13 protein-coding genes are annotated in these 15,147 nt (G+C 64.2%); 9 read left to right on the top strand and 4 right to left on the bottom strand.

Annotated elements, in window-relative coordinates:
• Positions 1-160: 160 nt before the first annotated feature.
• From CPZ00_RS11195 to CPZ00_RS11185, 3 genes are all read left to right on the top strand, one after another.
• On the top strand, positions 161-922 hold the full coding sequence (locus tag CPZ00_RS11195) for a LamB/YcsF family protein (RefSeq protein ID WP_096390953.1): 762 nt from the start codon (positions 161-163) through the stop codon (positions 920-922).
• 182 nt (positions 923-1,104) lie between these two features.
• Complete coding sequence (locus CPZ00_RS11190) at positions 1,105-1,614, top strand: PUA domain-containing protein (protein ID WP_096390952.1); 510 nt, start codon at positions 1,105-1,107, stop codon at positions 1,612-1,614.
• Positions 1,615-1,688: 74 nt separating this feature from the next.
• Positions 1,689-2,689, top strand: a protein-coding gene (locus CPZ00_RS11185) for an IS630 family transposase (RefSeq protein WP_096390951.1) whose coding sequence is annotated in 2 segments (ribosomal slippage) — positions 1,689-2,181 and positions 2,181-2,689 — 1,002 coding nt in all. Because the reading frame shifts where the segments join, the coding sequence is not laid out codon by codon here.
• Between the two features lie 57 nt (positions 2,690-2,746).
• On the opposite strand, the gene CPZ00_RS11180 is transcribed toward CPZ00_RS11185, so the two are convergent.
• Positions 2,747-3,121 carry a hypothetical protein gene (locus tag CPZ00_RS11180; RefSeq protein ID WP_233255080.1) on the bottom strand — a complete coding sequence of 125 codons (375 nt, stop codon included), beginning with the start codon at positions 3,119-3,121 and terminating at the stop codon, positions 2,747-2,749.
• A 250-nt stretch (positions 3,122-3,371) separates the two neighbouring features.
• Between CPZ00_RS11180 and CPZ00_RS11175 the strand changes: the two genes are divergently transcribed.
• On the top strand, positions 3,372-5,933 hold the full coding sequence (locus tag CPZ00_RS11175; RefSeq protein WP_096390950.1) for a hypothetical protein: 2,562 nt from the start codon (positions 3,372-3,374) through the stop codon (positions 5,931-5,933).
• 81 nt (positions 5,934-6,014) lie between these two features.
• Here the strand turns inward: CPZ00_RS11175 and CPZ00_RS11170 are convergent, their stop codons facing one another.
• The 3 genes from CPZ00_RS11170 to CPZ00_RS15620 all read right to left on the bottom strand — a co-directional run bounded on the left by CPZ00_RS11170 (position 6,015) and on the right by CPZ00_RS15620 (position 8,616).
• Positions 6,015-7,448, bottom strand: a complete 1,434-nt coding sequence (locus CPZ00_RS11170; RefSeq protein ID WP_096390949.1) for a sugar transferase — start codon at positions 7,446-7,448, stop codon at positions 6,015-6,017.
• A 323-nt stretch (positions 7,449-7,771) separates the two neighbouring features.
• Positions 7,772-8,458, bottom strand: a complete 687-nt coding sequence (locus tag CPZ00_RS11165) for a hypothetical protein (protein ID WP_157744232.1) — start codon at positions 8,456-8,458, stop codon at positions 7,772-7,774.
• An 11-nt stretch (positions 8,459-8,469) separates the two neighbouring features.
• On the bottom strand, positions 8,470-8,616 hold the full coding sequence (locus tag CPZ00_RS15620; RefSeq protein ID WP_172861817.1) for a hypothetical protein: 147 nt from the start codon (positions 8,614-8,616) through the stop codon (positions 8,470-8,472).
• 54 nt (positions 8,617-8,670) lie between these two features.
• On the opposite strand from CPZ00_RS15620, the gene CPZ00_RS15380 reads away from it, so the two are divergent.
• From CPZ00_RS15380 to CPZ00_RS11140, 5 genes are all read left to right on the top strand, one after another.
• Entirely contained in the window at positions 8,671-8,982 is a 312-nt protein-coding gene (locus CPZ00_RS15380; RefSeq protein ID WP_157744231.1) for a hypothetical protein, read from the top strand.
• Between the two features lie 71 nt (positions 8,983-9,053).
• Entirely contained in the window at positions 9,054-9,503 is a 450-nt protein-coding gene (locus CPZ00_RS11160) for a VanZ family protein (protein ID WP_096390947.1), read from the top strand.
• 1,304 nt (positions 9,504-10,807) lie between these two features.
• Positions 10,808-12,016, top strand: a complete 1,209-nt coding sequence (locus CPZ00_RS11155) for an orc1/cdc6 family replication initiation protein (protein WP_096390946.1) — start codon at positions 10,808-10,810, stop codon at positions 12,014-12,016.
• 765 nt (positions 12,017-12,781) lie between these two features.
• Positions 12,782-14,014, top strand: a complete 1,233-nt coding sequence (locus tag CPZ00_RS11145) for an NAD-dependent epimerase/dehydratase family protein (RefSeq protein WP_096390944.1) — start codon at positions 12,782-12,784, stop codon at positions 14,012-14,014.
• Entirely contained in the window at positions 14,011-15,117 is a 1,107-nt protein-coding gene (locus CPZ00_RS11140) for an NAD-dependent epimerase/dehydratase family protein (protein WP_096390943.1), read from the top strand. The genes CPZ00_RS11145 and CPZ00_RS11140 overlap by 4 nt, the downstream gene beginning before the upstream one ends.
• The last annotated feature ends 30 nt before the right edge of the window (positions 15,118-15,147 follow it).

Below are 15,147 nucleotides of genomic sequence, written 5' to 3'. Positions count from 1 at the left end.
GATCGTCGACGAGAAGGGGCTCGTTCACCGGTGGCATCGTGTTCGATCAACGGAACCGTGATCGACGCACCACGATCCGACCACCTTCCCTCGCCCGGACACGGATGACTGCCGACGGATCGAATACGGGACAGCAGATACCAGGACACAGTACGCAACGATGACAGCAATCGATCTGAACTGCGATATGGGGGAGAGTTTCGGAAACTATCGAATGGGAGATGATGAGGCGGTGATGCCGTACATCACCTCGGCCAACGTCGCCGGTGGCTTCCATGCCGGCGATCCGCACGTGCTGTTCGAGACGATTGAATTGGCGGCCGAACACGACGTGGGCATTGGAGTTCACCCGGGCTTGCCTGATAAGATCGGTTTCGGTCGTCGAACGATGGACGCGACGCCGGCGGAAGTACGCGATTACGTTATCTATCAGCTCGGTGCCGTGTTAGGCGTCGCCAAGCACCACGGAGTCGAGGTTCAGCACGTGAAACCGCACGGGGCGATGTACTCGATGTTGTCGGAAAGCGAGGAACATACACGGGCCGTCATAGAGGCGATCCTTGAGGTCGATCCGAGTCTCATCTATCTCGCAACCGATCGGAACATTCTCGCAGTCGCACGGGAATACGACGCGCTCGACACCGTGTTCGAGGGATACGTCGATCTCGATTACGCAGCCGACGGAACGATCATCGTGGAACAACGGAAAAAACGACGGGATCCCGAACTCGTGGCCGATCGCGTGGTGTCCATCGCCGAGCACGGAACGGTCGAGGCGGCCGACGGAACGACGATCGATCTTCCAGCGGACAGCATCTGCATCCACGGCGATGGTCCCAACGCCGTGGAACTGCTTCGGACTATTCACGATCGGCTCGATGCGGAGGGCATCGATCGTCGACAGCTGTCCGAGTTAGTGTAACAACACGTATCGGTTCGATGATCGACCCCGGACGAATGATTCGGGACGTAACGCGTCTCGTCGGCACGATACCCAGGGGTATCCAACGATATCGAGGCACTCCGCCCGCTCAGCGCAGCGGATCCCGCCGCCAGTGACGTGGCGCACGAGTTCTTTATACGTCGCGCCGGCCAGGCTGGGGTATGAGCGATACGACGGGGCTGGCTGACCTGCGGGTGGTCGCGGACTACCAGTTCGGCGCGGGCGCGGGGGCGGCGTTGTTTCCGCCGGAGGAACCCCACTCCATCCGGCGCTCGAGCGGCGGCCGGCCCCGACAGGTGCTGGCCGGCGACGTCGACGCCTCGGGGGGTGACGCGGGCGAGCGGCTCGTCTCCTACGGGACCGACGGCCGGTTCACCCTGGGTATCGCCGGCGGGCGGCGACTCGCGGCGGCGTTGGATCCCCCGGCGTACCGCGTGACCGTCGGGGAGGAGAGCGAGCCCTTCGTGCGCGACGGGAAGAACGCGTTCGCGAAGTTCGTCCAGGGAGTCGACGACGCGGTCCGACCGGGCGACGAGGTGCTCGTGGTGACGCCCGCCGACGAGCTGGTGGCGGTCGGGCGCGCCGAGCTGGCCGCCGCCGAGATGCGCGCCTTCGGGACCGGGATGGCCGTGAAGGTGCGCGAGGGCGTCAACGCGGCCGCCGAGGAGTGAAACCGGCGGCCGTTACTCCGAATATAGTATAGTAATCGTTAGAACTTTCCGCTCAAAGATTGTTACTATACTCAATGGATCATCTCGACGAGATCTCCGTCGAAGAACTCCAAGACGCCCTCAACAATGTTGACGGAAACAAGCCGACTCAACGGTTGTTAGCTGCGATCGCGTACAAGGACGGTGTCACGCAGACCGAACTTGCAGAGTGGCATGACACCGGGCGAAGAACGATCTACAGCTGGTTGATGCGACTTGATACAGACGAACCGCTTGAGCAAGCTGTGTCTGATGCTCATCGATCTGGGAGAAAACGAAAGCTCTCAGAATCACAGCAAAAAGAGTTCGAACGAACTGTTCATGAACCACCCGAGGAAGTCGGGATCGACGCGCCGGCGTGGACGCCGGCGCTCGTCCAAGATTTTCTCGAAGAAACCTACGGCGTTGAGTACTCTGCCCCGAGTTGTCGGCGGTTACTGAAAGAAGCTGGACTCAGCTATCAAAAACCTCGACGTACAGCCGCTGAATCTGAGGAATCCGACCAAGAGGAGTTCCACGACGAGATTAAAAAAAGCGAGCGGAGATGGACGCCACAGTAGTCTGTATCGATCAGACCAAGAAATCCGTCCAGGTCGAGCCGCGTGCCGCGTGGTTTCCGCGCGGCACGCGGCCGAGCGTCGAACTCTCTGGCCAACGTGAGTGGACGTGTCTACTCGGCGCAGTCACCGAAAACGGTGACTGCTTTTTCTCGCGGTTCACCGAGTACGTCACTGCCGATCACGCGAAACATTTCATTCTCGCGTTATGCAAAGAATTTGAAGAAGACTTGATCGTCGTGCTAGATGGAGCGCCGTACTTCCAGGCGTCGGCCGTCACGGACCTAGCGGCCCGTGACGACCTCGCCTTCGTCACGTTACCTGCGTATTCGCCGGAACTCAATCCTGTCGAAGAGTGCTGGCGACAACTCCAGGACGCTCTGAGCAACCGATTCTTTGACTCGCTCGATGAACTCACGACGGCGATCGATACCGCTCTTGACCAGCTGTCGCTTCCAAACGTGAGCAATTATTTCTAATGTCTACTATAGAAGGGCAGATCTCACAGCCCGCTAGCGCCACCCATTCCACCATTATCAGCTAGTTCGACCCCGTCTTGGAGTCCGCGAGTCCGCGGCGCGTCGCTCCGTGGCGATCCCCTGACGGGCCTTCACGCGTGCCTCGCGTTCGAGCTCCTCGAGGTCGGCTCCCGCGAGGGCGTCACCGACCTCGGCTTCGATCGCGGCGAGCGGATCCTCGCTCACCGGGAAGAGCGCGACGTGGGTGGGAAGGTCGACGATCCGGTAGCGCTCGCCGTGTGCCTCGCGGACCGCCGCCGGGAGGTACAGCCGACCGCGGTCATCGGTCGTCGTGGTTATATCCCAAATACGCGTGCCGATCGTGAAAAGTTCCCGTACATTCCGGGTTTTTCCCGGTAATAGTGACTGACGACCGCCGGTGCTTCGGATCACACCCGAGATCGAGGACGCCACCGTCGTTCGCGTCAAGGCGCGAAAACATGCGGGCGAGTGGTCGGGATCGTGACCGACTTTCCACTGGAGAGGAGTGGGACAGTCCGATTGATGACGAGACGCTCCGCGTCCCGGACCGCTTGCCCCCGAGGCAATTTCCAATGACGATCGATCCCAACCACTTCCGCCCACCACGACGTCGCCGGGGACCAACGCCTTTTAAGCGGTCGCCGGCACACGGTTTCGACATATGGCGGATCCGCACGCGGCCACGCGCAACCTTCTCGAGGACCGACCGGAACTGGCCGAGGCGGTCGCGGACGCGCTCGAGACGGACGCGGCGACCGAAACGCCCTGGACGTTCGACGACCTGGCGGCGGACTCCGGGACGTTCGGCGAGCTCGTCTCGCGGGGGATCGTCGAGAGCGAGGGCGAGGGCTATCGAGTCAGTGATCCAGAGGCGGTTCGAGCAGCGTACGAGGCGGTCGCGGCGGGCGGCGGTGCCGAGAGCGGCGACGGCACCGGCGGTGACGGTGGCGGCAGTGCTGGCGAGCGTGGGGCTGGCGGCAGCGGAACTGGCGGACGTGGGGCTGGCGGCAGCGATCGGAAAAGCGCCGACCTCGCGCCCGGGGCGCGGCTCCGAGGGTGGATCGCGGGGGTCGGCGAGGGGTTGCATCGGGACCTGATCACGGGTCTGCTGGCGGTCTTCGCGTACCTGTTCGTGATGCGGATCGTGACGATCGGGACGGTGTTCAGGGGCGAGCGCGTCTTCCTGCCGGGCAACGATCCCTACCACTTCCTGTACTGGGCGGAGCGGTTGCTGGCGGCCGATATCGGCCTCTTCGAGATCGAGGCGCTCTCGGAGGCGCTCGGGGGACGGACCTCGGGGTATCCCCTGACGTACACGATCGGGTGGGCGGCGACCAAGGTCTTCGGGGGCGGCGAGGCCGAGGCCGCGGCGGGGATCCTGGCGTGGATTCCGGTGGTCTCGGCGCTGATCGTGGGCGGGTGCGTCTACCTGTACGCGATCTGGACGACCGCGGACGAGCGCGTGGCGCTGGCGTCCGTACTCGTGTTCGCGCTGTTTCCGGGGCACGCGCTGTATTCGGGAATCGGCTTCATCGACCACCACACCGTGGATTACGCCTGGCTGGCGCTGACGGTGCTGGGGGTGTTGTGGCTCGCGCGATCGCTTTCGGGGCGCGCGGCCGGGGCGTGGCGGTCGTATCTGCTGTCACCCGCGACGATCGCGGTGACGGGGGGCATGGGCGTCGTCATCGCCGCGATGGTCCACTCGTGGGGCGGGTCGCCGATCCTGCTCGTGGGGCTCGCGGTCTACGTGACGCTGCGGGCCGCCTCCGACGTTCGGACCGATCGGAGCCCGCTGGTCGCGGGGGTGCCCGTGATCGGAGCGTTGGCGATCGGGTTCGGGCTGGCATACATAATGCACACGCGGTACGGCTGGCAGGAGTCAATGGTCGTCTTCATGCCGCTGTTGGTGGCGATCGGTGGGGTGCTCGTGGTGCTCGCGGCGGTCGTGGTCCAGAAGCTGGAGCTGCACCCGGGCGTGCATCTCGGGGCCGCGGCGGCGAGCGTGGTCCCGCTGCTGGCCGGGTTCGCGCGGTTTCGGCCCGATGACTTCGCACGGTTGCAGCGTCGAGTTCTGAACAGCTTGCTGGGGCGTGAGGGGATCGCCGAGACGCGGTCGCTGGTCTCGGGCGATTTCGGCTACTTCTTCGGGTCGGTGGACCACTTCGGGTGGTTCCTCTTCTTCGCGCTGCCGGCGTTGATCTGGGTCGGGTGGCGGTGTGCCGAGGAGCATCGTCCGGAGTGGTTGGTGCTCGTGAGCTACGCGAGCGGCCTGCTGGGGTTCGCGTTCTTCCAGATCCGTTTCGCCGGGGAGGCGACCGCGGTGACCGCGGTGTTCGCCGCGGTCGGAACGGTCTGGCTGTTGGGGAAAGTGGAGCTGATCGAGCCGCCGACGATCGTCCGGAAGTCCGGGAATGACGATCGGCCGAGAGGGTTGGCTCGTGGCGTCGAGGACGAGACGGACGAATCCGGATCTCGGACGCGGTTCCAGTGGTGGCCCGACTCGATGACGATCCGGCGGATGAGCACGATCACGCTGTCGGTGATGTTGATCGGCAGCCTGAGTCTGTTCCTCGTGCCCGGAATAATGGACACCGTGGCGATCAGCGACGCCGAGGCGGACGCGGCGGCGTGGATCGACGAGGACGCGGAGCAGCGTGAGGGGCCGAACTACGTGTTGAGTAACTGGGGACGGGCGCGGATGTACAACTACCAGGTGAGCGGTGAGGGGAACGGATATGGGTATGCCCGGGCGAACTACGAACCGTTCGTAAATAGCACGAATCCGGATAGCAGTTATAACCGATTCTCGGGGCGCGTCGGCTACATCGCGATCGAACGACTGGAGGTCGATGCGAACCCGCGAACGACCTATGCACAGCTGTTCGAGGCGCACGGGAGCGCGACGTCGGTCGCGAACGGGTCGGGGCACTTCCGGCTCGTGCACGTGGCCGAACGTGGCAACGTCAAGGTGTTCCGTCCGGTTCCGGGTGCGTCGATCGTCGGGCAGGGGGATCCGGGGACGGACGTGCGCGTGAGTACGACCGTGACGACGTTCGGAGAGGAGTTCGCGTATGCACAGCGGGGAACGGCGAACGAGAACGGAACGTACGCGGTTCGAGTCGCGTATCCGGGAGAATACACGGTCGGGAATCAGTCGGTGCAGGTCTCGAACGCGGCAGTGGAAAACGGGACGCAGGTCGCGGTTGCTGCGGGGTCGTAGGAGCGGTCTTCGACGACGTCTGTTTGTAAATCGCAGCCGACCACACCGGTCGGCAGTCGCAGCTACTTCGCGAGATGCGGTTTACGTCCGAATCGTCTCCACGACATCCCCACCGACCTTCCAGATCTGCCGTACAACGAGCTTCATATCGTACTCGAACGACTGCTTCCGCACGTACTGCAGGTCGTACCGCAACTTCTCTCGTGGATCGGTACTCTTCACGTCGTTCACTTGCGCCAAGCCAGTCAATCCGGGTTTCACGAACCACCGCTGCTGCCACGACCGGGTCTGCGCCTCCAACAACGACTCCTCCTCGGTCCAGACCGCCCGCGGTCCGACGACACTCATATCGCCGACGAGGATCGACCAGAGCTGCGGGATCTCGTCGAGGTGCGTCCGCCGAAGGATCCGTCCAACGTCGGTGATACGGTCGTTCTCGTCGTCCTCGACGGGTTTCGCGGACTCGCCCTCGGGCACCATCGACCGGAACTTGTACACCTCGAACGTCTCGCCGAAGACCGCCGTTCGCTCCTGGGTATACAGAATCGGCCCACCATCATCCAGTTTGATCGCGACGACGATGGCCGCAATGACCGGCAGCAACCCGACCAACCCTGCCACCGAGAATCCGACGTCGAACCCTCGCTTGAGCACGTGATCCTGCACGTCCCAGGGCTCGATCTCCACGTCGACGAGCGTCCCGACGTCGTCCCCGGCGGTCAACACCGCGTCCGCGTGGTCGCGATGGACCTTCGCGTCGACGCCGTGTTCGAAACACGCGTCCAGGGCGCCGAAGAACTCCGCCCGGTCGGTTCGCTCGAAGGCCAACACCACGGTATCGACGTCGTACTCCACGAGGACGTCCTCGATCCGAGAGAGCCCTCCCAACCGCTGGAGGCCCGCGATCTCCACGCCCCCGTCCGGGACCGCGGCCACCGAGGAGCGCTGGTCCGCGTCCGACCCCCAATCGGGTCCCATCGGTGCCCGCATCAACGCGCTCGTGGGACAGAGGTAGCCGAACAGCGGGATCGACACGTCCGACGCCAACCGCTCCAGCTCGGCCGGATCGTCCCCGACGATGATCGCCCGCTCCGGCTCGCCGGTGGGTCGACGTCGAATCCAGACGAACCACGCCGGTAGGCTCACCAACAGCACCGGCGCGACCGCGATCAGGGTCGCCCGCGGCAGCCGGTAGGTGTAATCGAAGTAGCCGATCGTCGCCAGCGCGAACGTCGCGACCAGCACGCGCTTCTGGGTGAGCGCGATCGTATCGAGGATCCGTCTCGGCCGGGGCTTATAAAGCGGCAGGAACGCGCCGGTCACCACGACCGTCGTGACCAATACCTCGAAGACCGCCTCGGCTCCCGAGGGCGCGTCGACAGACAGGCGTCCCAACACCGGCAGCGAGGTGATGAGGGTCTGGACCGGGCTCGAGTTGACGATCGTGACCGCGAGAATCGTCAGTCCCGCCACCCCGGCCGCGCTCGAGATCCGGTAGCGCCACCCCCCGTTCATCGTCACACGATGCGTGGAGGAACAGTTTAAATATGGGTGGTTTACCGGTCCCCTGTGACGGGGGATCGTGGGGGCGATCGGTCGGTCGTGTGGGCGATCGACGGTGTAGGGGTGCGGGATCGCGACGCGGACGCAAACCGCACGCGACCGCGTGAGACGTGACCGCGATGGCCCGGCGGACCGGGGGCCCGCCGCGCCGCCGTAGCACTGTGCCGCCGCCGAGTGCCGACGATGGGTCTGGAGAGGGCCATCGGTAAGCGAATGGCGCGAGTGGGCTCCTCGGGGAGAACTGCTGACGCCGTCGGACGCTCACGAGGTGTGCGTTAACTCCGGAGCGTCCGACGACACCACGTGTTGAGATCGGACTCGAACGCGTTGAAGTACTCCTCGTGAAACTCGCCGATATAGCAGAGGGGACGCTCCCGGTCTCGTGCGGTACAGTATCGAAGATAGTCACCGGACTCCTCAAGTCCACCCGTCGGAGTCGGAGCATACAGCGATTCCCGGAACGTGAGCTCGAAATATTCCGTCCCGTCGTGGGCCGTGTGTTGGTCGAGGTTCAGACACCGGTACTGCCCGTGAGTGAACTGATTGCGGAGCCCCCAAAGAAAAACGAGCCGCTTGCTATACGCCGGTACGCTTGCACGTCGTGTCCCGTCGGGATCGGGAAGAAAATCAGCTTTGTCGATCGTCCGACCGGTGTATTTGTCGTCGATGATCGCTCTTGCTTGCTCGTTGAACGAGTACAACGATGAGAGATAATTATGAACTCGTTTGAATACTTCCGTCCGGATCGTTCGCTCGTCGAGTCCGTCCGGTGAGCTGATCATCCCATCCTGCGTGACGTTCGTCCCCAGTTTGGTAATATCATAGAAATTCCGGTGGACGATCCACGCAGAACGCCGCAATCGCTTCAACTCGTACTGCTGGACCGGGAGGTGGGGACTGTTTGCATCGTGAAGTAGCTGGTCAATGCAGTTCGTCGACCCCTGTTCTTCGCGATCACCCATCGAGAGATCGATTAATCGTCCGCCGGAGAGACGTCGACGGTCTCATCGGGAGACTCTTCAGCCGCCTTGGCGGTGGCGTGGAAGTCCCTGGCCACCTGTTCGAGATCCTGACCGGTCGCTTCGGCGACCTCTTCCACGGTCGGCGCCTCAAAGCACATCGTACCAAGAGATCGGTGAGGGAACTATTAAAACATTGCTCCGCAGCGTGAACGGTGATCTCGGCGTCGTTCGATATGTGTCAGCCGATCCTGATTCATATATACCCACCGCTCGACGAGACCGACCGAAGTACTGTGGCCGCCGGACAGTCCGCCCGGCTAGCGTCCGAGACGCTCACGCAGCTCGTTGGGAGAACAGGTTTCGTCGTCGTCGACGTCGACCGCATCGATCCGCTCGGAAACATCGATCCGCTCGGAAAGCGCGTCAGCGTTTCCACGCCGTTCGTCGTGGTGGATGTCGTCGTCCGCTGCCATAATGTCGTCGTCCGCTGCCATAATGTCGTCGTCCGCTGCCAGAGTCCGTGAACACGACGCGCCGTCGAACCACGAACCGTTTTGGTCCGTCGCCGACCATCCGCTCGCATGGTGGGCTCACTGTGACTCGGCGCCGGCTCCGACTCCCGTTGCTCCCGACGCGTCTCCGCCTGGGAGCCGCCGTGCTCGTCGCCGGCATCATTCTGTACTACTCCGTGTTCGCGCCGCCGGGAGCCGGAACGATCGAGCGGGGACCCTTCGGGCTCGTTCCGTACTCGACGTGGCTGCACGGCCTGGCGTATACGGGGCTCGGCGGGTCGATCGGCTACGCGCTGGTCGGATCGGCGTCGACGGTGCGGCGACGAGTCGGGATGTGGATCGGGACGGTCGGGTACGGCGTGGCGATCGAACTCGTGCAGTCGCAGCTGCCCGCGCGAACGTTTGCGGTCGCCGATATGGGCGTGAACGCGCTCGGCGCGAGTCTCGCGCTCGTCGTGTGGATCGCGTTGGACCGGTACGTGCGGTTCGTCGCGATCCGGTCGGCGACCGCGGTCGGGGATCGAGCCGACTGAGTGCTGCCGTCGACGTCGCTCACGACGGAGTCGACGATTCGGGGACACACCCCACCGTGTCACGTGTTCCGCGTCGATCGACGGCCTCGCCATATGTACGGCCTCGCCATATGCACACGGACACACCACCGTTTCACGTGAAGCGTGGTCGATCGCGCGGACCCTGATCGACGGCGATCGACTCCGGTGGTCTGTGTCCCGCGATGGTCCGTCTCCGGAGCGTCACTCGTCAGCGGAACCGTCTCAGGACCAACAACTGATAGTGGACCGTGTTCGTGTGGCTACCAGCAGTGATGGATCGAGACGACTGAAGAGACGGCCCCCGGTGCAATCGTTCCCACACCGACACCAAGGGACGGTTTCGGCGTTCAAACCGGACCCGCTACCGCCCACGATCAGCTCTGACTAACAGCGGAAGCGGTGGGGTTGGGTAGGGTGGGGTTGGGTAGGGTGGGGTTGGGTAGGGTGGGGTTGGGTAGGGTGGGGTTGGGTAGGGTGGGTGGGGTGTACGGCGCTCCACAGACGTCGTCAGCGTGAGTCGTCGCGTGACGCGTGGTCGATCACGGTGAGTCTTCGCCGACGCCGGTCGTCCGGGGAGACACACCCCACCGTGTCAAGTGCTCTTTGTCGATCGATATGACTCCTCGGACAGAGACACACCACTGTTTCGAGTGAAGCGTCGTCGATCGCGGTGGGTCTTCGTCGACGCCGATCGTCCGGGAAGACACACCCCACCGTGTCACGTGTTCTCCGAAAGATCGACATCACTCCTCGGACGGAGACACACCACCGTTTCGAGTGAAGAAGCGCGTTTCACGGGCTAGTGTGACCGAATCATCGTGGAGACACCCCACCGTGTCACGTGTTCCACGTCGATCGCCACCCTATCGATCTCACGGGGACACACCCCACCGTGTCAAATGCTCTTTCTCGATCGACATCACTCCTCGGACAGAGACACACCACTGTTTCGAGTGAAGCGTCGTCGATCTTCGTCGACGCCGAGCGTCCAGGGAGACACACCCCACCGTGTCAAATGCTCTTTCCCGATCGACATCCCTCCTCGCACACGGACACACCACGATGTCACGTGTTCCGGGAAGGATCAGCCCCTGACTCATCATCACGATTCATCCGCCGAAACCGCCATCCATCGGTCGGAATCAACAGTCGTGGATCGAACACGGACACACCACGATGTCACGTGTTCATCGACGGATCGGCCCTGTCGAAGAACATTCGACTCAGATGTTACACACGACACGGTAGTATTAAGATGCCGCTCCATAGAGGCCCGAGTATCGATGACGACGTTCACTCGGGACACGGAGGTCTTCCGTGACGAGGATCTGCTTCGAGAGGACTACCAACCGGACTCGATCACGGCCCGCGAGGAGGAACTCGAGACGTACAAAACGGCCCTCCAACCGATCGTTAACGGTGCCCAACCGCGGAACGTCTTCCTGTACGGGAAGACCGGCGTGGGCAAGACCCTCGTCTCCCAGTACCTCCTCGACCGGCTCGAACGCGACACCGCAGCCTACGACGACGTCGACCTCTCGGTCGTCTGGCTGAACTGCACGAACCTCGCGTCCTCCTACCAGGTCGCGGTCAGCCTCGTGAACACGTTTCGCGAGCCCGCGGCCCACATCAGCACCACGGGCTATCCACAACAGCGCGTCTTCGACCTCCTGTACGAGGAACTCGAGGCGATCGGCGGGACCGTCCTGCTCGTTCTCGACGAGATCGACCACATCGGCACCGACGACGAGATCCTCTACGAACTCCCGCGTGCGCGGGCGAACGGCTACCTCGAGGAGACGAAACCCGGCGTGATCGGGATCAGCAACGACTTCGGGTTCCGCGACGAGCTCTCCCCGAAGGTGAAGGATACACTCTGTGAGGAGGAGATCCACTTCCCGCCCTACGAGGCCCCTGAACTCGAGGCGATCCTCGATCGGCGCGTCGACGACGCGTTCTACGACGACGCCGTCGGCGACGGCGTGATCGCGTTGTGCGCCGCGATCGCGGCCCAGGACACCGGGAGCGCGCGGCAGGCGCTCACCCTCCTCTACAAGGCCGGCGAACTCGTGCGCACCGGCGACGCCACGACGGTCACGGAGGAGCACGTCCACGAGGCGTTCACCGTGATCGAACGGGACCAGATCGAACACGGGATGCGCGAACTCACCCGCCACGGCCACCTCGCCCTCGTCGCCGCGCTCGGACTGGCACTTCAGGACGAGACGCCGGTCCGGATACGCGAGATATATCCACTCTATCGAACCATCGCGTCGGAGTCCAAAACCGACCCTCTCGTCCGCCGCCGCTTTCACGATCACCTCGCCGATCTCGCGATGCTTGGCATCCTCGATCGACGCACCCGGAACGAGGGACGAGCGGGCGGCCAGTACTACGAGTACGAGTTCAACGTCGATCTCGGCACGGTCCGTGACGTCGTCGCCGACCTTGAGGGGATCACGGTCCCACGCAACGTCGCCAGACAGCTCTAATCTCGCGTGGCCAGTCGGTGATGATTGGGGAAGAACACGTGACACGGTGGGGTGTGTCCGTGTCCGAGCAATGGATGACGGATCCGGTGGTTCAATTCCTCGGGAAGAACACGTGACACGGTGGTGTGTGTCCGTGTCCGAGCAATGGATGACGGATCCGGTGGTCCAATTCCTCGGGAAGAACACGTGACACGGTGGTGTGTGTCCGTGTTCGATCGATGAGTGATGAATTCAGGAGTCGATCTTTCGGAGAACACGTGACACGGTGGGGTGTGTCTCCCGGCAGTGACCGGTTTCGGTAACTCTTTCCTCGCGAGTCCGAGGCGTTCCGCGTGGCTGCAAATCGTTGACGAACGAGCAGTTATATAATGACAAACATCCCTCCCGATACAGCGACACCGCGAGTTCCCGCCTGACGATCGGCTCGCGATCCGCCAGCTGTGCGGCGATCGTATCCAGCACGTCGGGCGAGAGATCGATGCTGCACATACCGATCGGTTCGGCGTCGTGCCACTTAGGAACGCCGTGTAGGTCCGTACTCACCGTTCCCATACGGGGAGTGGAGACATCGAAATGGTCGGATCGGCTTTGCGGCGTGCTCCACCGGTGCCTCGATCCAACGCTCGTCACGAAGGGGGCGGCGAGAGAGACACCACCGACGATGCGGTGCCCGTGTCACTCGGTACGAGGTATGTCCCCCCTCACCGCCATCCACCCCGTTTCCACAACCTTTTACCCAGTAGTTACTCAACTCCTGAGTAACCAATGACGATCCTCGTCACGGGCGCCGACGGCTACATCGGTTGGCCCACTGCACTGCGCATCGCGACACGGACCGACGACCGCGTCCTGCTGACGGATAACTTCGGGCGCCGGGAGTGGGTCTCCGAGGTCGGCTCGACGTCGGCGATCCCCGTCGCGTCGATGGACGACCGACTCCGGGCCGCCGAGGAGGTCCACGGCCTGACCAACCTCTCGTTCGTCGAGGGCGACCTGACCGACCGGTCGTTCGTCGACGAGCTCCTCCAGGTCCACGAGCCGGAGACGGTCGTCCACGCCGCCGCACAGCCCTCCGCGCCCTACTCGCAGATCAACGGCGAGCGGGCCAACTTCACCCAGCACAACAACATGCAGGCCACGCGCAACCTCGCGTGGGGGCTCCACGAGAACGACCTCTCCGATACCCACCTGATCGAGACGACCACCACGGGCGTCTACGGCGCTCCCGAGTTCCCCATCCCCGAGGGCGGCGCGACGATGGAACACGGCGGCGAGCGCGACGGGGTTCCCTTCCCCGCGATGGCGGGCAGCTGGTACCACCTCACCAAGAGCCACGACGCCGCCAACCTCCGCCTGGCCCACGAGCAGTTCGACGTCCCGGTCTCGGACGTCCGGACCGCGATCACCTACGGGACCGAGACCGCCGAAACCGCGGCGGACGACCGGCTCGCCACCCGGTTCGACTTCGACTACTACTTCGGCGTCGTCGCCCACCGCTTCGCCGCGCAGGCGGTCGCGGGCTACCCCATCACGGTCTACGGCAAGGGCGAACAGCGCAAACCCTTCGTCGCGCTCGAGGACGCCGTCGAGGGGCTCGCCCGCCTCGCGCTCGGCGACCCCGACGACCGGCCCGCCGACCACGTCGTCTACAACCAGGTCACTCGCCCGATCTCCATCGTCGAGATGGGAACCACCATCGCCGACGTCGCGTCCGAGTTCGATCTGGGCACCGAGGTCGAACACTTCGAGAACCCCCGCGACGAGGACGAAACCCACAAGATGGAGATCGAGAACGAGCGCTACCTCGATCTCATCGGCGGCCAGTCGGTCACCTTCGAGGAGGGGATCCGTGACGTGCTCTCCACTCTCACCGAACACGGCGACACGATCGCAGCCCACGAGGACCGGTTCCTGCCGGGTGTGCTCGAGGACCGGCTCGCGTCGGACGACGAGGAAGCGAAAACGAAAGATGCCCTCTCCGAGGTGGAGGCCGAGTGACGGGCGCCGACGCCTCCCGGCACGACGCCGACGCCTCCCGGCACGACGCCGACGCCTCCCGGCACGACGCCGACGCCTCCCGGCACGACGCCGACGCTTCCCGGCACGACGCCGACGCTTCCCGGCACGATGTCGATCCTCCTCGGAACGTCCTCGTCACCGGCGGCTGCGGCTACATCGGGAGCGCCCTGGTCCCGCGACTCCGCCGGGACGATCGGGTCTCGACGGTCACCATCCTCGACGACCTCTCGAGCGCCTCGCCACGCAACCTGATGGGCAGCGGCCTCGCCAGCGACGACGCGATCGCGTTCCGACGCGGCGACGTCACCGAGTACGGCGACGTCGAGTCGGCGATGCGGGGCGCCGACGCCGTGATCCATCTCGCGGCGATCACCGGCGCTTCCTCGACGCACGACCGCCGCGAGGAGACGCGGCGCGTGAACTACGACGCGACGGAGAACGTCCTCCACGCCGCCGGCAAGCTCGACGTCTCGAACGTCGTCTTTGCCTCATCGTGTAACGTCTACGGGCGCGCCGCCACGACGGACATCGACGAGACCGTCGAGCCGGATCCGATCAACCCCTACGCCGAAACGAAACTCGCGGCCGAGACGCTGCTGTCGGAGGCCATCGAGGAGTACGGCCTCGAGGGGACCGCGCTCCGGATGAGCACGAACTACGGCTACTCGCCCGGCGTCCGGTTCAACCTCGTGGTCAACCACTTCGTCTTTCGCGCGCTCACCGACCGCCCCCTCACGGTCTACGGCGACGGCTCCAACTGGCGGCCGTTCATCCACGTGACCGACGCCGCCCGGGCGTACGCGGCCGCCGCGCTCGAGCCCGAGCGTTGGGACCGCCTCGTCTACAACGTCGGCGACAACGACGCCAACTACCGCATCGCGGAGATCGCCGAGGCCGTCCGCGACGAACTCGACCGCGACCTCGAGATCACCTACCTCGAGGAGGAACATCCAGGTCCCTCCTACAACGTCAACTTCGACCGGCTCGCGGGGACTGGCTTCGAGCCCGAGCGGTCCCTCCGGGAGGGGATCCGCGAGCTCGCGGAGCGGTTCGAGGCGGACGCCGCGATCGCCTCGCAGTGAGGACGATCGGACTCCAGTCGCAGTGGTGAA

Source organism: Halopenitus persicus (genome assembly GCF_002355635.1).
Classification (GTDB): Archaea; Halobacteriota; Halobacteria; order Halobacteriales; family Haloferacaceae; genus Halopenitus; species Halopenitus persicus_A.
Note: the sequence above shows the minus strand (reverse complement) of the source record. Positions and strands in the feature narration are given on the sequence as shown.